This is a genomic window from Streptomyces sp. NPDC048636, assembly GCF_040650655.1.
GTDB lineage: Bacteria > Actinomycetota > Actinomycetes > Streptomycetales > Streptomycetaceae > Streptomyces.
Genome location: NZ_JBEZHR010000001.1, coordinates 1,194,200 through 1,209,803 on the forward strand (window position 1 = coordinate 1,194,200; position 15,604 = coordinate 1,209,803).

Here is a 15,604-nt window from a genome sequence, read left to right on the forward strand (position 1 = left end):
GTCCCTCCACCATCGCCTCCGCGGCGGCCTTTTTCGTACAGTGGTCGGGTGCCCAGGATTCGAGCGGCCTCAGTGGCCGAGCACCGGACGATGCAGCGCGGCGCCCTGCTGGAGGCCGCCCGCTCCCTGCTGTCCGAGGGCGGTACGGAGGCGCTGACCTTCCCCGCCCTCGCCGAGCGCACGGGCCTCGCGCGGTCCTCCGTCTATGAGTACTTCCGCTCCCGCGCGGCCGTGGTCGAGGAGCTGTGCGCCGTCGACTTCCCGGTCTGGGCCGCCGAGGTCGAGGCCGCCATGGAGCGGGCCGACACACCCGAGGCGAAGATCGAAGCGTATGTGCGGCAGCAGCTGGCGCTTGTCGGCGACCGCCGCCACCGGGCCGTGGTGGCCATCTCGGCCGGTGAGCTGGACGCGGGCGCCCGGGAGAAGATCCGTGCCGCGCACGGCGGGCTGATCGCCATGGTGGTCGAGGCGCTGAGCGCTCTTGGCCACCAACAGCCCCGGCTGGCGGCCGTGCTCCTCCAGGGCGTCGTGGACGCGGCGGTGCGCCGTATCGAGCTCGGCGCGGCCGAGGATCCCGAGCGGATCACGGACGCCGCGGTCGCCATGGCCCTGAACGGCGTCGCCCGCCACTGACTCCCGCGAGTCGCTCTGGTCTGGGGTGCCGGGGCCGCTGTGTGCGCGCCCTGTCGGTCGCGCTCCCGCTCACCCCGCTTGCCGCGACACCAGCGGATGATCCGTCCGCCGCACCACGCCCAGGACCTCGCCGTGACGGTCTGAGGGGGCCAGGGACGCGTAGCGGTCGTGGTTCCGCCGGCCAACGATCCGTGCGGCGCGCCCCGCTCTGCGCGCTGGGCCGGTCGCACACGACGGTGGTTCCGGTCCGGCGGACCGGCCGGTTCCTTGATCGGGCACCTCCGACCCGGCTCGGCGCCGGGGCTGCCGGATCCCGGGCGCCCGCCCGGAGCCGGGCTTCCCGTACCGCCGTACGGCGCCCGACCGCAGACGGGCGTGGGCCCAGGCGGAGGCGGCCGCCAGCATCGTGGCCGGAGCGAGGCCGGTCCATCCGGCGGGGGATACCGCCGCGGCGGGCGCGGGAGTACCGGGGACGCCGAACACCGGGAGCAGCCGGGAGGGGCCGCCGCGGAGCATCCAGGGCGGCAGCAGCGACAGCGGGTCGAGATAGTGGTCCCCACGCCGTAGCCCCCAGTGCAGACAGCCCGCCGGGCAGTGGAAGGGCCCCGGCCGCATCACCCCGACCACCTGCCCGGCCGCGACCCGGTCACCCTTGTCCACCAGAGCCCGCACCGGCTCGTAGGTCGTGCGCAGGGGAGGGGCGCCGGTCCCGGACAGCTCGATGGTGAGCACCTCCCGTCCGGCGACCGGACCGGCGAAGGTCACCCGCCCCGCGGCCGCCGCCCGCACCCGTTGCCCGGCGCGTGCCGCGAGATCGACGCCGCGGTGACCGGCGGCCCACGGCGCCGGAGGCGGCCGCCAGCCCCTCAGCACGGCGGGTCGCGGCGCCCCCGGCCCACCGTCCACCGGCCAGGCCCGCCCGGCCGGTCGGTCACGCCCCGGGCCGCGCTCCGCCGGAGCCGCGCGCCCGCGATCGTGCGGGGCGACCCCCGGGGCCGACCGCACCAGCACCACGGCCGAGGGCCCCCGTGCCGAGGTCGCCATCGGCCCGGAGCCCGCGACCGGCCCCGGCCCGGAGTCCACGAGCGACCCCCGACCGCGGTGCGCCGGAACCGCACCGCGGTCGGCCGGGCGGGTGCCGGGCCTCCCGGCGATCCTCAGCGCCCGGCTCGCCCCCGTAGCCGCCGCAGCGGCTCGAGCCGTCCGTGGTCCCACGTCCGGGCGGGTGCCGGAGGTCCGGGCGATCCTCAGCGCCCGGCTCGCCCCCGAAACCCCCGAAACCCCCGAAACCCCCGAAGCCCCCGGAGCCCCCGAAGTCGGCCGCGGTCCCACCGCCGGTGCCACCCCCGCTCCCGCCCCGGGGCTCGGGGGCACGACGGCCTCGGCCCCCCGACCCGGATCCCGACCCGGACCCGGGTCGGGGGCGGTCGTCGTCGTGAGCCATAACGTCAGGACGCACAGGGTGAGCGCCACCCACACCACAAGCCTTCGCATGCGTCCCACCGTGGCCCGGGAAGCCGGATCGGGTGGATCATGGAGCGAATCCGGGTACTACTCACCGGTTGTGGATATCGCCGTCACCCGGCACCGCACCGGTCCCGTACACTTCTTATGGCGATCCGGGTCACCGGATCGACTTCGCACGCCCCGCCATCGGTGCCCCGATCTCGCATCGGGCAGCACGGCGGCCGCGCCCCTCGGTCCTCGGACGAGCCCCTCAAGGCACCGTCCGTGGCAGGCGCGCCGGGGCGTCAGGCGCGGCGGCCACCCGGTCACCGCGGAACCGAGTACCTCAAGGAGTACGGCCATGGCCGTCGTCACGATGCGGGAGCTGCTGGAGAGCGGCGTCCACTTCGGGCACCAGACCCGCCGCTGGAACCCGAAGATGAAGCGCTTCATCTTCACCGAGCGCAACGGCATCTACATCATCGACCTGCTCCAGTCGCTGTCGTACATCGACCGCGCCTACGAGTTCGTCAAGGAGACCGTCGCCCACGGCGGCTCCATCATGTTCGTCGGCACGAAGAAGCAGGCGCAGGAGGCCATCGCCGAGCAGGCGACCCGCGTCGGCATGCCGTACGTCAACCAGCGCTGGCTGGGCGGCATGCTCACCAACTTCTCGACCGTCTACAAGCGTCTCCAGCGCCTGAAGGAGCTCGAGCAGATCGACTTCGAGGATGTGGCCGCCTCCGGCCTCACCAAGAAGGAGCTCCTGGTCCTCTCCCGCGAGAAGGCCAAGCTGGAGAAGACCCTCGGCGGTATCCGTGAGATGCAGAAGGTGCCGAGCGCCGTCTGGATCGTGGACACCAAGAAGGAGCACATCGCCGTCGGTGAGGCGCGCAAGCTCCGGATCCCGGTCGTCGCGATCCTCGACACCAACTGCGACCCCGACGAGGTCGACTACAAGATCCCGGGCAACGACGACGCGATCCGCTCCGTCACCCTGCTCACCCGCGTGATCGCCGACGCCGTCGCCGAGGGCCTGATCGCCCGTTCCGGCGTCGCCACCGGTGACGAGAAGGCCGACAAGGCCGCGGGCGAGCCGCTGGCCGAGTGGGAGCGCGACCTGCTCGAGGGCGAGAAGAAGGCCGACGAGCCCGAGGCCGCCAAGCCGGCCGACGCCGACAAGCCGGCTGAGGCCGCCGACGCCGAGAAGCCGGCCGACGCCGAGAAGCCGGCCGAGGCCGCCGCTGAGAAGCCGGCCGAGGCGCCCGCCGAGACTCCCGCCGAGGCCCCGGCCGCGAGCGCCGAGCAGGGCTGACCACTCAGACGGTGTACGACGGCGGGGGACGGTGCGCAGGCACCGCCCCCCGCCGTTCACCCGTAGAGCTTCCGATAGAGCTTCCGACTTTCGAGAAGAGATTCACAGATCATGGCGAACTTCACCGCCGCTGACGTCAAGAAGCTTCGTGAGCTGACCGGCGCCGGCATGATGGACTGCAAGAAGGCGCTGGACGAGGCCGAGGGCAACGTCGACAAGGCCGTCGAGATCCTGCGCGTCAAGGGCCAGAAGGGCGTGGCCAAGCGCGAGAGCCGCAGCGCCGAGAACGGTGCCGTCGTCTCCCTGATCGCCGACGACAAGTCCTCCGGCGTCCTCGTCGAGCTCAAGTGCGAGACCGACTTCGTGGCCAAGGGCGACAAGTTCGTCGCCGTCGCCGACGCGATCGCCGCGCATGTCGCCAAGACCAGCCCGGCCGACCTCCAGGCGCTGCTCGCCTCGGAGATCGAGTCCGGCAAGACCGTCCAGGCGTTCGTGGACGAGGCCAACGCCACCCTCGGCGAGAAGATCGTCCTCGACCGCTTCGCGCAGTTCTCCGGCGGCCACGTCGCCGCGTACATGCATCGCACCAGCCCGGACCTGCCCCCGCAGGTCGGCGTCCTGGTCGAGCTGGACAAGGAGAACGCCGAGGTCGCCAAGGACGTCGCGCAGCACATCGCCGCCTTCGCGCCGAAGTTCCTCAGCCGCGACGAGATCTCCGCCGAGACGGTGGAGAACGAGCGCCGGGTCGCCGAGGCCACCGCTCGTGAGGAGGGCAAGCCCGAGGGCGCCCTGCCGAAGATCGTCGAGGGTCGCGTCACCGGCTTCTTCAAGGAGAACGTGCTGGTGGACCAGGCGTTCGCCAAGGACAACAAGAAGACCGTCCAGAAGGTTCTGGACGAGGCCGGTGTCTCGCTGAAGCGCTTCGCCCGTTTCCGCGTCGGCGTCTGAGCCGAGCAGCGAATGACCGGCGACCCCGATAGGGTCGTAGGCAGCCAACCGTCAACCGGTCGGCCGCAGATGTGACGAGGAGGCCATTGCCGCAGAGGTCGTACCAGGACCGTCCGGCAATGGCCTTCTTCGTATGTGCACGAGGAGATCTCCAATGAATCACGGCGCGGACGCCAAACAGGCCGCCGACGACAAGCACGCGCGCGGCACAGCCCCACATGGCCGGTTCCTGCTGAAGCTGTCCGGCGAGGCGTTCGCCGGGGGCGGGGGACTCGGAGTCGACCCCGATGTCGTGCACGCCATCGCCCGCGAGGTGGCCGCCGTGGTCCGGGACGGCGCGGAGATCGCGATCGTCATCGGCGGCGGCAACTTCTTCCGCGGGGCGGAGCTCCAGCAGCGCGGTATGGACCGGGCGCGCTCGGACTACATGGGCATGCTCGGCACGGTCATGAACTGTCTGGCGCTCCAGGACTTCCTGGAGAAGGAGGGCATCGACTCCCGGGTCCAGACCGCCATCACCATGGGCCAGGTTGCGGAGCCGTACATTCCGCTGCGTGCGGTGCGCCACCTGGAGAAGGGGCGCGTGGTCATCTTCGGCGCGGGCATGGGCATGCCGTACTTCTCCACGGACACCACCGCCGCCCAGCGCGCCCTGGAGATCGACGCCGAGGCCCTGCTCATGGGCAAGAACGGGGTGGACGGGGTCTATGACTCCGACCCGGCCCGCAACCCGGACGCGGTGAAGTTCGACGCCCTGGAGTACGGCGAGGTGATCACCCGCGACCTCAAGGTCGCCGACGCCACCGCGATCACCCTGTGCCGGGACAACAAACTGCCCATCCTGGTGTTCGAACTTCTCGCCGAGGGCAACATCGCGCGTGCGGTGAAGGGTGAGAAGATCGGCACGCTCGTGAGCGACCAGGGCTCCCGGGCCTGACGGCTCGAACGGGGGATGGACAACGGCCTGCCGGTCGGACACCGTGCAGGAGAAGACGCACGCAGGGGCCAGGCTCTGCCTACGGATAACACCAGGAGCAAGTGGTGATCGAAGAGATCCTCCTCGAGGCCGAGGAGAAGATGGAGAAGGCCGTTGTGGTCGCCAAGGAGGACTTCGCCGCGATCCGCACCGGGCGTGCGCACCCGGCGATGTTCAACAAGATCGTGGCGGACTACTACGGTGCGCTGACGCCGATCAACCAGCTGGCGTCGTTCTCGGTGCCGGAGCCGCGGATGGCCGTGGTGACCCCGTTCGACAAGAGCGCGCTGCGCAATATCGAGCAGGCGATCCGTGACTCCGACCTGGGCGTCAACCCCAGCAACGACGGCAATATCATCCGAGTGGTGTTCCCGGAGCTGACCGAGCAGCGCCGCAAGGAGTTCATCAAGGTCGCCAAGGGCAAGGGCGAGGACGCGAAGATCTCGATCCGCAGCGTCCGCCGCAAGGCCAAGGAGTCCATCGACAAGCTGATCAAGGACGGCGAGGTCGGCGAGGACGAGGGCCGCCGTGCCGAGAAGGAGCTCGACGACACCACCGCGAAGTACGTCGCGCAGGTGGATGAGCTGCTCAAGCACAAGGAAGCCGAGCTGCTCGAGGTCTGATGAACGACTCTTCCTGGGGGGCCCCGCCGCGCGCCGGACTCTGGGGACCCGCCGATCAGGGCACCTCCCCCGGCTACGGCTGGGAGGTGCCCCCTTCTTCGGCGGGTCCCGCGCACGAGGTGGGCGAAGCGGCGCACACTCGCCCCATGCCCACCGTGCCGCACGCAGGCGGTGAACCCGGCGATGCCGCCGGCCGTGACCAGGGGGCCGCCGGACTGGGCGGTCCTCTCTTCCGCGACGAGCGGGATCAGCGGCCCGGTCCCGGGCAGGCCGCCGGGCGTCCTCCGACGCCCTCCGACCCCGCACCGGATCCGGCGCGCTCCGACGGCGCGCGGAGCACCGGCGGCGGGCAGGCGAAGAAGAAGAGCGCCGGCCGGAACCTGCGTGCCGCGATAGGGGTGGGCGTCGGCCTCGGTGTGGTCATCGTGGCCTCGCTCTTCATCTACAAGCCGGTGTTCATCGGCGTGATAGCCGTCGCGGTGGTCGTCGGACTCTGGGAGCTGACCTCGCGGCTGGCCGAGCGCAAGGACATCCGGGTGCCGCTCGCGCCGCTCGCCATCGGCGGTGTCGCGATGGTCGTCGCCGGATATGTGCGCGGCGCCCAGGGCGCCTGGGTGGCGGTGGCGCTGACCTCCCTCGCGGTGCTGGTGTGGCGGATGACCGAACCGCCGGACAACTACCTCAGGGATGTCACGGCCGGTGTCTTCGCCGCGTTCTACGTGCCGTTCCTCGCCACCTTCGTGGCCCTCATGCTGGACACCGAGGACGGCGCGTGGCGGGTGCTCACCTTCCTGCTGCTCACCGTGGTCAGCGACACCGGCGCGTACGCGGTCGGCTGGCGCTTCGGCAAGCATCCGCTCGCGCCGCGGATCAGCCCCGGGAAGACCCGTGAGGGGCTGATGGGCGCGGTGGCGTTCGCCATGGTCGCGGGCGCGCTGTGCATGGAGTTCCTGATCGACGGCGGCGCGTGGTGGCAGGGGCTGGTGCTCGGCTTCGCGGTCGCGGTCAGCGCCACCCTCGGCGACCTCGGCGAATCCATGATCAAGCGGGATCTCGGCATCAAGGACATGGGCAAGCTGCTGCCCGGCCACGGCGGGATCATGGACCGGCTGGACTCGCTGCTGCCCACCGCTCCGGTGGTGTGGCTGCTGATGGTGATCTTCGTCGGCGGAGGCTGACCGGCCCGCCGATCGGCCCCGCGCCCCGGGCGGCGCGGGGCCCTTCGTACGTCTGCGACACTGGGTGAACCATGCCTAAGCCCGGAGAACTCACTTTCGTCGCGCCGCGCGGGGCCAAGAAGCCCCCGCGGCACCTTGCCGATCTCACCCCCGCCGAGCGCCGTGAGGCCGTCGCGGCCCTGGGGGAGAAGCCGTTCCGGGCCGGTCAGGTGTCGCGCCACTACTTCGCGCGGTACACCGACGACCCGGCCCAGTGGACGGACGTCCCCGCCGCCGCCCGCGAGAAGCTGGCGGCCGGGCTGCTTCCGGACCTGATGAGCGTGGTGCGGCACATCAGCTGTGACGACGACACGACCCGCAAGACCCTGTGGCGGCTCTTCGACGGCACGCTGGTGGAGTCCGTGCTGATGCGCTACCCGGACCGGGTCACCATGTGCATCAGCTCACAGGCGGGCTGCGGGATGAACTGTCCGTTCTGCGCCACCGGCCAGGCGGGTCTGGACCGCAATCTGTCCACCGCCGAGATCGTCCACCAGATCGTCGACGGGATGCGGGCCCTGCGGGACGGCGAGATCCCCGGCGGACCGGCCCGGCTGTCCAACATCGTCTTCATGGGCATGGGCGAGCCGCTGGCCAACTACAACCGGGTCGTCGGCGCCATCCGCAGGCTCACCGACCCCGAGCCGGACGGCCTCGGCCTCTCCCAGCGCGGGATCACGGTCTCCACCGTCGGACTGGTTCCGGCGATGCTGCGATTCGCCGATGAGGGCTTCACGTGCCGGCTCGCGGTCTCCCTGCACGCCCCCGACGACGAGCTGCGCGACACCCTCGTCCCGGTCAACACGCGCTGGAAGGTCCGCGAGGTGCTGGACGCCGCGTGGGAGTACGCGGAGAAGTCCGGCCGCCGGATCTCCATCGAGTACGCCCTGATCAAGGACATCAACGACCAGGCGTGGCGGGCCGATCTGCTCGGGCGGCTGCTCAAGGGGCGCCGGGTGCACGTCAACCTCATCCCGCTCAACCCGACGCCCGGTTCCAAGTGGACGGCCTCCCGTCCCGAGGACGAGAAGGCGTTCGTGGCGGCCCTGGAGGCGCGCGGTGTGCCGGTGACCGTCCGGGACACCCGGGGGCAGGAGATCGACGGCGCCTGCGGGCAACTGGCGGCCACGGAGCGCTGAACGGCGGCTGATACGGTGCCTTCGCGAAACATCGCACCGTCGTACAAATGAACATTCCGACAGGGGAGCGCTCAGGGCGCTGAGAGTGCGGCACGGCCGCAGACCCTCGGACCTGATCCGGGTCATACCGGCGTAGGGAGTCAGCACAGCATGAACAGCCACCTCCGGCGTGCCATCGGCGCCGCCCTCCTCGGTTCGCTCGGCCTCATACCCCTCTCGGGCTGTGCGGAGGACTCCCAGGGCGGCGGTGCGGACGCCAAGACCGTCACCCTGGTCTCGCACAACTCCTTCGCGGTCTCCAAGGACGTGCTCGCCGAGTTCACCGAGCGGACCGGCTACAAGGTGCGCAGACAGACCGGCGGCGACGCGGGTTCGGCCGTCAACCAGGCCATCCTGTCCAAGGGCCATCCACAGGGCGACGTCTTCTTCGGTGTCGACAACACCCTGCTCTCCCGCGCCCTCGACCACGACCTGTTCACGCCGTACCGGGCCAAGGGCCTGGACAAGGTGCCCGCCGCGCTCCAATTGGACGGCGACAAGCACCGCGTCACCCCCGTCGACTACGGCGATATCTGCGTCAACTACGACCGCGCGTACTTCACCGAGAAGAAGCTGGCGCCGCCCCGGACCCTCGAGGACCTCACCAAGCCCGCCTACAAGAACCTGCTCGTCACCGAGAACGCGGCCACTTCCTCACCCGGTCTCGGCTTCCTCCTCGGCACCGCCGCCAGGTATGGGGACGACGGCTGGAAGGGTTACTGGAAGAAGCTGCGGGCCAATGGCGTCGAGGTCGTCGACGGCTGGGAGCAGGCGTACTTCGACCGCTTCTCCGGCGGCGGCAAGGGCGACAAGCCGCTCGTCGTCTCCTATGCTTCCAGCCCGCCCGCCGGAGTGGCGGACCTCAAGAACAAGCCCGCCAAGGCCCCGACCGGAGTGGCCACGGGAACGTGTTTCCGGCAGGTGGAATTCGCCGGACTGCTGAACGGCGCGTCCAACTCCCGGGGAGGCAAGGCGCTGTTGGACTTCCTGCTCACCAAGCGGTTCCAGGCGGACGTTCCGCTCAGGATGTACGTCAACCCGGCGCGCGGGGACGTCAAGCTGCCCGAGCTCTTCACCCGGTACGGGGTCGAGATCGCCGACCCGGCGACCCTCTCCCCGCAGAAGATCGCCAAGAACCGTGAGCCGTGGGTCAAGGCATGGTCCTCGCTCGTCCTGTAGGGACCCGGCACACGGAGAACCCCAAGACCACCCGGGACACGGGAGAGGGAAAGCGGCGGCGCGATCCGCGCGGCGCGGCGGTGCGCCTCGCCCTGATGGCCGTGCCCCTCGCGTTCTTCGGGGTCTTCTTCGCCTATCCGGTGGCCGCCATCGTCACCCGGGGGCTGCGCGCCGACGGCCGGTGGCGGTTCGGCCGGATCCCCGAGGTGGTGAGCGACCCCGCCGTGGTGGACATCCTGTGGTTCACCGGCTGGCAGGCGGCCGCCTCCACCGCCCTCACCCTGCTGATCGCCCTGCCCGGCGCCTATGTCTTCGCCCGTTTCGCCTTCCCCGGCAAGGGGCTGCTGCGCGCCGTGGTGACCGTGCCGTTCGTGCTGCCGACCGTCGTCGTCGGCTCGGCGTTCCTGGCGCTGCTCGGTCGCGGCGGACTGCTGGACGAGCTGTGGGGGGTGCGGCTGGACACCTCGGTCTGGGCGATCCTCCTCGCCCATGTCTTCTTCAACTACGCCGTGGTGGTGCGGACCGTGGGCGGGCTGTGGGCCCAGCTCGACCCGCGCCAGGAGGAGGCCGCGCGGATGCTCGGCGCGAGCCGTCCCGGCGCCTGGCGGCGGGTCACCCTGCCCGCGCTGGCACCCGCCGTGGCCGCCGCCGCCCTGATGGTCTTCCTCTTCACCTTCACCTCCTTCGGGGTGGTGCAGATCCTCGGCGGACCGCGCTACGCCACGCTGGAGGTGGCGATCTACCGGGAGACCGCGCAACTGCTCGACCTGCCGACCGCCGCGGTGCTCACCCTCGTCCAGTTCGCCGCGGTCGGCGGCGTCCTGGTCCTGCACGCCTGGACCGTACGGCGCCGGGAGAGCGCGCTGCGGCTGGTCGACCCCGCCCGCACCGCCCGCCGCCCCCGGGGCCCGGCGCAGTGGGCGCTGCTGGGGAGTGTGCTGGCCGTCGCCGCACTGCTGGTCCTGACCCCGCTCGCGGTGCTGGTCGAGCGCTCGCTCCACGGGCCCGACGGCTATGGGTTCGCCTCCTACCGGGCGCTCCAGTCGGCGGCCGACAGCGGCGGCACGTTCTTCGTGGCCCCGCTGGAGGCCGTCGGCAACTCCCTGCGGTACGCGGCCGTCGCCACCCTCATCGCCCTGGTCGTCGGCGGGCTCGCGGCGGCCGCCCTCACCCGGCGGGCGGGCAGGCTGGTGCGGGGCTTCGACGCGCTGCTGATGCTGCCGCTGGGCACCTCCGCCGTCACCGTCGGTTTCGGCTTCCTCATCGCCCTGGACGAGCCCCCGCTGGATCTGCGCGCCTCGTGGATCCTGGTGCCGCTGGCACAGGCACTGGTGGGCGTGCCGTTCGTGGTCCGCACCATGCTCCCGGTGCTGCGGGCGGTGGACCACCGGCTGCGCGAGGCCGCGGCCGTGCTGGGCGCCTCCCCGCTGCGCGTCTGGCGGGAGGTGGACCTGCCGCTGGTGGGGCGGGCGCTGGCGGTCGCGGCGGGTTTCGCGTTCGCCGTGTCGCTGGGCGAGTTCGGGGCGACGGTGTTCATCTCCCGGCCCGACCACCCCACCCTGCCGGTGGCCGTCGCCCGTTTCCTGGGCCGCGCCGGTGAGCTCAGCTACGGGCAGGCGATGGCCCTGAGCACGATCCTCATGCTGGTCTGCGCCGCGTCCCTGGTGGCGCTGGAGCGCATCCGCACCGACCGTTCCGGGGAGTTCTGAATGACGCTGCTGCGCTTTGACGAGGTGTCGGTCAGGTTCGGCCGCCACGACGCCCTGGACGCCGTGGACCTGGCGGTCGCCGAGCACCAGACGGTGTGTGTGCTGGGGCCGAGCGGCAGCGGCAAGTCCACGCTGCTGCGGGTGGTCGCCGGGCTCCAGCGCGCCGACGCGGGCCGGGTCTGGCTCGCGGGCCGCGACCAGCACGGCGTCCCCGCCCACCGCCGCGGAGTGGGCCTGATGTTCCAGGACCACCAGCTCTTCCCGCAGCGGGACGTGGGCGGCAACGTCGCCTTCGGGCTGCGGATGCGCCGGGCGGGGCGTACGGAGACCGAGCGCACCGTCGCCGAACTGCTGGACCTGGTCGGGCTCCCCGGTGCCCAGCGGCGCGCCGTCGACTCGCTGTCCGGCGGTGAGCAGCAGCGGGTGGCGCTGGCCCGCGCCCTGGCGCCGCGGCCCCGGCTGCTGATGCTCGACGAGCCGCTGGGCCAGCTCGACCGCGGGCTGCGGGAGCGGCTGGTGGTCGAACTGCGGGAGCTCTTCGGCCGGTTGGGCACCACGGTGCTCGCGGTCACCCACGACCAGGGGGAGGCGTTCGCGCTCGCGGACCGGGTGGTGGTGATGGACCACGGCCGGATCGCCCAGAGCGGTACCCCGCTGGAGGTGTGGCGGCGGCCCGCGAACGAGTTCGTCGCCCGCTTCCTCGGCTTCGACAATGTGGTCGGGGCGACCGTGGACGGCACCGTCGCCGACACCCGCTGGGGCAAGCTGCCCGTACCGCCCGGTACCCGGCCCGGGCCCTGCCGGCTGCTGGTCCGCCCGGCCGGGGTGCGGCTGACCGAGCCCCGGGACGGGCTGGAGTGCACGGTGGCCGCGCGCACCTTCCGCGGCGACCATGTGGCGCTCATCCTCCGGCCGTCCGACACCGGCGCCCCCCGTCTGGAGGCGTCCTGCGCGCTGCGCGACGCCCCGGAGAGGGGGGAGCGGGTCGGGGTGGCGTTCGAGGCGGCGGAGGTCGTGGTGCTGGAGCCGGACGCCTGACGCTCTACGCCTGGCGTTCTACGCCTGGCGTTCTGCGCCTGGCGTTCTGCGCCTGGCGTTCTGCGCCTGGCGTTCTGCGCCTGGCGCCGGTTCAGCCCCGCAGGGCGGCCAGCGCGTCCGGCGCCTCGTCCACCGAATCCACCAGCGCGATGCGGGACTTCATGGAACGGCCTTCCGCGAGCGCCTCCAGCAGCGGCCAGGTCGGCAGCCGCCGCGTCCAGTGGTCGCGGTCCACGAGCACCATCGGGGTCGGCTCACCGCGCGACTCGTAGTAGTTGGGCGTCGCGTTGTCGAAGATCTCCTGCACGGTCCCGGCCGCGCCCGGCAGGAAGACCACGCCCGCGGTGGACCGCGCCAGCAGCCCGTCCTCACGGGTGGCGTTGGCGAAGTACTTCGCGATGTGCGACGCGAACGCGTTCGGCGGCTCATGGCCGTAGAACCAGGTGGGGATGCCGACCGAGGCGCCGCCCTCGGGCCAGCGCTCGCGCACCGCGAACGCCATCTCGGCCCAGGCGCCGATGGACGGGCCGAACGAGGGCGCCTTGGTGAGGAGTTCCAGCGCCTCGTCCAGCATCGGATCCCCGAACGGCGCCGCGTAGGCGCCCAGGTTCGCCGCCTCCATGGCGCCCGGACCGCCGCCGGTGGCGACCGTCAGCCCCGCCCGGGCCAGGGTCCGGCCGAGCCGGGCCGCGCCCGCGTAGCCGTCGGATCCGCGCTCCAGCGCGTGGCCGCCCATGACGCCCACCACCGGCGCGCCGATGAGGAGTTCGTCGAGCGCGTCGGAGACCGCGTCGTCGTGGACGGCGCGCAGCATCGAGCCGAAGATGTCGCCGTCCTTCTTGGTCCGCTGGAACCACGCGTAGGACAGCGCGTCCGGCGTCCGCTCGTAGCCCCCCGCGGCGAGGCCCTCGAAGAGCTCCGCCGGGGAGTAGAGCGTGCCGCGGTACGGGTCGAAGGGCAGGTCCGGCACCGGCGGGAAGACCAGCGAGCCCCCGGCCCGCACCTTCGCCGCGGCTTCGGGGTCCATCGGACAGCCCAGGAAGACGGCGGACGAGGTGTCGGTGGAGAGCAGCGCGGCGGTACGGTCCGTCAGATCGACGGACTGGACCCGGAAACCGGCCAGCGTGCCGCGCGCCACGACCTGGTCGAACTCCTCGAGGGATTCGATCTCCCGGTCGGGCGCGGTGGAGGAAGCGTCATCGGTCTGCATCGCGACATGCTAATCACACCGCGACGGACGGTCCCCCTCCGCGACCGTCCCCGGTGGCCCAGGGGTGCCAAGGGCCTCAGTGGCTCACCGGCAGGGTGGTGAGATGCGCCACCGCCAGGGTGAGCGGGGAGAGCAGGGCCACCAGGGCCGCGGCGCGCACGGCGGCGGCGCCCCGCAGCAGCCGGGACGGGGCGCCCAGGCGCAGCAGGGCGTCGGTGGTGCGCCGCCGCGCGGCCCGCGCCTCCAGCGCCGCCGTGAGGGTGGTGGCCAGGGCGCACACCACGACCAGCGCCGCGCCCAGGACGGTGAGCGGGCCCAGCAGCTGGTCGCCGGAGCGCCCGGACCCGGTGCCGCCCAGCCGCGCCACGGCATACCCGGAGGAGGCGATGGCACAGAGCACCCCGACCGGGCGGCCGATCAGCCCGGCCTCCTGCTGGAGCACGCGCCCGGCCAGCAGCCGCAGCGCGCCCGGCCGCCCCACGGCCAGCAGCCAGCCGCACAGATGGGTCAGGCCCGGCCCGGCCAGCACCAGCCCGGCCATGGTCAGCGCCCAGCCGCCCACCGCGCCGGGCGGGGTGTCGCCGAGCCGTCCGGGCAGGTGGAACAGGGCGTCATGGCGGGGTGCCGCACCGCTCCCCGCGTACGCCTCCAGGGCCAGCCCGGCCGCCGTCAGGGCGATGCCCCACGGCAGCCCGGAGGCCGTCCGGTCCGGCAGGGGCCCGACCGCGCCGGTGGCGACCGTCGGGGTGGTGCCCGGCCGGGCGTCGGCGGTGGTCCGCCCGTCACCGGTCGCGCGCGGCCACAGCACCGCCGCGCACACCGCGCCCGCGACCACCGGGACCAGCGCCACCAGCGTGATCGCACCGGCCAGCGGCAGCGGCCGCCCGGCGCCGAGCGCCCGGCCCGCCGCACCGCTGCCCGCCCACAGCAGCCAGGAGCCGCCGAACCCGCCGCGCAGATGGAGGAAGGTCAGCAGGGCGAGCCCGGACCCGGCCGCGCAGGACAGCGCCGCGCCGGTGGCCGCGAGCAGCGCCGAGCGGACCGGGCCGAGCCCCACCGCCGACAGCCCGGAGGAGGGGCGGGTGCCGGGGTCGGCGCGTGCCACGGTCACGGTCAGATGGATGGTGGCGGCCAGCGGCACCACGCACCACAGCAGCCGCGCCACGCCGCCCCGTGGCTCGGTGGGATGGCCCGCCGCGAACCCGAGGGCACACAGCAGCAGAAAGCTGGCGGCCGCCGCGGCGACGACGACAAGCGCCCTGCGCAGCAGCACGGCCGGACGGGAACCGCGGGCTAGGCGGAGACTGAGCACGCCGCCCTGCCCTCCTCCTCGGAGGCGGGCGCCGCGCCCGCCCGGCAGCCGTCCACCAGCGCGACCGTACGGTCGGCGAGGGTGGCCACCTCCTCGTCCTGGGTGGCCAGGACGACGGTGATGCCGTGGGAGCGCGCCGCCGAGGTGAGGGTGCGCAGCACCTGACCGCGGTCGGCGCGGTGCAGCGGTGCGGTGGGCTCGTCGGCGAAGAGCACCGCGGGGGTGGCGGCCAGCGCGCCCGCGATGGCGATCCGCTGGCGCTGCGCCTGGAGCAGTCCGGCCGGACGGACCCGGGCGCAGTCGCCGACGTCGAGCCGGTCCAGCCATTCGTGGGCGAGGCTCTTGGCGGTGCGCCGCGCGGTGCCGCGCAGCAGTAGCGGCAGGGCCGCGTTCTCCCAGGCGGTCAGTTCGGGGGCGAGCTGGGGCTCGGTGCCGATCCAGCCGAAGCGCTCGCTGCGCAGCCGCTCGCGGTCCAGCGGGGGGAGGCGGTGCACGGCCATGTCCTCGAACCACACCTCGCCGTGGTCCGGTACGAGCTGGCCCGACAGACAGCGCAGCAGGGTGGTCTTCCCACAGCCGCGCGGTCCGGTGACGCCGAGGATCTCCCCCTCCCGCGCGCCGACGGAGACACCGAGGAGGGCGGGCGAACCGCCGTGGGCATACGACAGGGTGCGTGCCCGGAGCACATCATCGTTGTCCGGCGGAGCCACCATCCAGAGCACCTCGCCTTACCTGCGACCGTCCCGTTCCCCCGGTGGGGTGAACGAGCGCGGAGCCAATGGGTCACTGGCACGGTAAGGACTCGGCGGGAGGGCCGGGC

Annotated in this window: 13 protein-coding genes, 1 pseudogene and 1 riboswitch; of the genes and pseudogenes, 10 read left to right on the forward strand and 4 right to left on the reverse strand. The window is 72.8% G+C overall.

Annotated elements, in window-relative coordinates; genetic code table 11:
* Positions 1 to 90: 90 nt before the first annotated feature.
* A complete protein-coding gene (locus AB0C66_RS05470) occupies positions 91 to 633 on the forward strand; it encodes a helix-turn-helix domain-containing protein (RefSeq protein WP_362433405.1) in 543 nt (180 codons plus the stop codon).
* A 468-nt stretch (positions 634 to 1,101) separates the two neighbouring features.
* Here the strand turns inward: AB0C66_RS05470 and AB0C66_RS05475 are convergent.
* Positions 1,102 to 1,884 (reverse strand): annotated as a pseudogene (locus AB0C66_RS05475) (peptidoglycan DD-metalloendopeptidase family protein); the annotation flags it as partial.
* 556 nt (positions 1,885 to 2,440) lie between these two features.
* Here AB0C66_RS05475 and rpsB point away from each other — a divergent pair.
* From rpsB to AB0C66_RS05520, 9 genes are all read left to right on the forward strand, one after another.
* Positions 2,441 to 3,394, forward strand: a complete 954-nt coding sequence (gene rpsB, locus AB0C66_RS05480) for a 30S ribosomal protein S2 (RefSeq protein ID WP_362433074.1) — start codon at positions 2,441 to 2,443, stop codon at positions 3,392 to 3,394.
* Between the two features lie 111 nt (positions 3,395 to 3,505).
* Positions 3,506 to 4,342 carry a translation elongation factor Ts gene (gene tsf / locus AB0C66_RS05485; protein WP_362433077.1) on the forward strand — a complete coding sequence of 279 codons (837 nt, stop codon included), beginning with the start codon at positions 3,506 to 3,508 and terminating at the stop codon, positions 4,340 to 4,342.
* 154 nt (positions 4,343 to 4,496) lie between these two features.
* On the forward strand, positions 4,497 to 5,279 hold the full coding sequence (gene pyrH, locus AB0C66_RS05490; RefSeq protein WP_254745138.1) for a UMP kinase: 783 nt from the start codon (positions 4,497 to 4,499) through the stop codon (positions 5,277 to 5,279).
* A 104-nt stretch (positions 5,280 to 5,383) separates the two neighbouring features.
* Positions 5,384 to 5,941: a ribosome recycling factor gene (gene frr / locus AB0C66_RS05495; protein WP_176180391.1), complete on the forward strand. Its 558-nt coding sequence runs from the start codon at positions 5,384 to 5,386 to the stop codon at positions 5,939 to 5,941.
* The gene (locus tag AB0C66_RS05500) at positions 5,941 to 7,119 is read left to right on the forward strand and encodes a phosphatidate cytidylyltransferase (protein ID WP_362433079.1); all 1,179 of its coding nucleotides are present in this window, start codon (positions 5,941 to 5,943) and stop codon (positions 7,117 to 7,119) included. Before frr ends, AB0C66_RS05500 begins: the two co-directional genes overlap by 1 nt.
* Before the next feature lie 71 nt (positions 7,120 to 7,190).
* Positions 7,191 to 8,297, forward strand: a complete 1,107-nt coding sequence (gene rlmN / locus AB0C66_RS05505) for a 23S rRNA (adenine(2503)-C(2))-methyltransferase RlmN (protein ID WP_362433081.1) — start codon at positions 7,191 to 7,193, stop codon at positions 8,295 to 8,297.
* Between the two features lie 51 nt (positions 8,298 to 8,348).
* Positions 8,349 to 8,453: riboswitch (TPP riboswitch) on the forward strand.
* Positions 8,448 to 9,515, forward strand: a complete 1,068-nt coding sequence (locus AB0C66_RS05510; protein ID WP_362433083.1) for a thiamine ABC transporter substrate-binding protein — start codon at positions 8,448 to 8,450, stop codon at positions 9,513 to 9,515. Its footprint overlaps the riboswitch before it by 6 nt.
* Before the next feature lie 95 nt (positions 9,516 to 9,610).
* Positions 9,611 to 11,224 (forward strand): iron ABC transporter permease, encoded by a 1,614-nt coding sequence (locus tag AB0C66_RS05515; RefSeq protein ID WP_362433408.1) that lies wholly within the window; start codon positions 9,611 to 9,613, stop codon positions 11,222 to 11,224.
* Positions 11,225 to 12,262 (forward strand): ABC transporter ATP-binding protein, encoded by a 1,038-nt coding sequence (locus AB0C66_RS05520; protein ID WP_362433085.1) that lies wholly within the window; start codon positions 11,225 to 11,227, stop codon positions 12,260 to 12,262.
* Positions 12,263 to 12,353: 91 nt separating this feature from the next.
* On the opposite strand, the gene AB0C66_RS05525 is transcribed toward AB0C66_RS05520, so the two are convergent.
* The 3 genes from AB0C66_RS05525 to AB0C66_RS05535 all read right to left on the reverse strand — a co-directional run bounded on the left by AB0C66_RS05525 (position 12,354) and on the right by AB0C66_RS05535 (position 15,497).
* Positions 12,354 to 13,472 (reverse strand): LOG family protein, encoded by a 1,119-nt coding sequence (locus AB0C66_RS05525; protein ID WP_362433088.1) that lies wholly within the window; start codon positions 13,470 to 13,472, stop codon positions 12,354 to 12,356.
* Between the two features lie 76 nt (positions 13,473 to 13,548).
* Positions 13,549 to 14,784 carry a hypothetical protein gene (locus tag AB0C66_RS05530; protein ID WP_362433091.1) on the reverse strand — a complete coding sequence of 412 codons (1,236 nt, stop codon included), beginning with the start codon at positions 14,782 to 14,784 and terminating at the stop codon, positions 13,549 to 13,551.
* A complete protein-coding gene (locus AB0C66_RS05535) occupies positions 14,766 to 15,497 on the reverse strand; it encodes an ATP-binding cassette domain-containing protein (RefSeq protein ID WP_362433093.1) in 732 nt (243 codons plus the stop codon). Before AB0C66_RS05535 ends, AB0C66_RS05530 begins: the two co-directional genes overlap by 19 nt.
* Positions 15,498 to 15,604 lie beyond the last annotated feature (107 nt).

Excerpts from the sequence above, each read along its gene's own strand:
- AB0C66_RS05470 (WP_362433405.1), top strand. The coding sequence starts at position 91 with ATGCAGCGCGGCGCCCTGCTGGAGGCCGCCCGCTCCCTGCTGTCCGAG.
- rpsB (WP_362433074.1), top strand. The coding sequence starts at position 2,441 with ATGGCCGTCGTCACGATGCGGGAGCTGCTGGAGAGCGGCGTCCACTTC.
- tsf (WP_362433077.1), top strand. The coding sequence starts at position 3,506 with ATGGCGAACTTCACCGCCGCTGACGTCAAGAAGCTTCGTGAGCTGACC.
- pyrH (WP_254745138.1), top strand. The coding sequence starts at position 4,497 with ATGAATCACGGCGCGGACGCCAAACAGGCCGCCGACGACAAGCACGCG.
- AB0C66_RS05500 (WP_362433079.1), top strand. The coding sequence starts at position 5,941 with ATGAACGACTCTTCCTGGGGGGCCCCGCCGCGCGCCGGACTCTGGGGA.
- rlmN (WP_362433081.1), top strand. The coding sequence starts at position 7,191 with ATGCCTAAGCCCGGAGAACTCACTTTCGTCGCGCCGCGCGGGGCCAAG.
- AB0C66_RS05510 (WP_362433083.1), top strand. The coding sequence starts at position 8,448 with ATGAACAGCCACCTCCGGCGTGCCATCGGCGCCGCCCTCCTCGGTTCG.
- AB0C66_RS05515 (WP_362433408.1), top strand. The coding sequence starts at position 9,611 with ATGGCCGTGCCCCTCGCGTTCTTCGGGGTCTTCTTCGCCTATCCGGTG.
- AB0C66_RS05520 (WP_362433085.1), top strand. The coding sequence starts at position 11,225 with ATGACGCTGCTGCGCTTTGACGAGGTGTCGGTCAGGTTCGGCCGCCAC.
- AB0C66_RS05525 (WP_362433088.1), bottom strand. The coding sequence starts at position 13,472 with ATGCAGACCGATGACGCTTCCTCCACCGCGCCCGACCGGGAGATCGAA.
- AB0C66_RS05535 (WP_362433093.1), bottom strand. The coding sequence starts at position 15,497 with ATGGTGGCTCCGCCGGACAACGATGATGTGCTCCGGGCACGCACCCTG.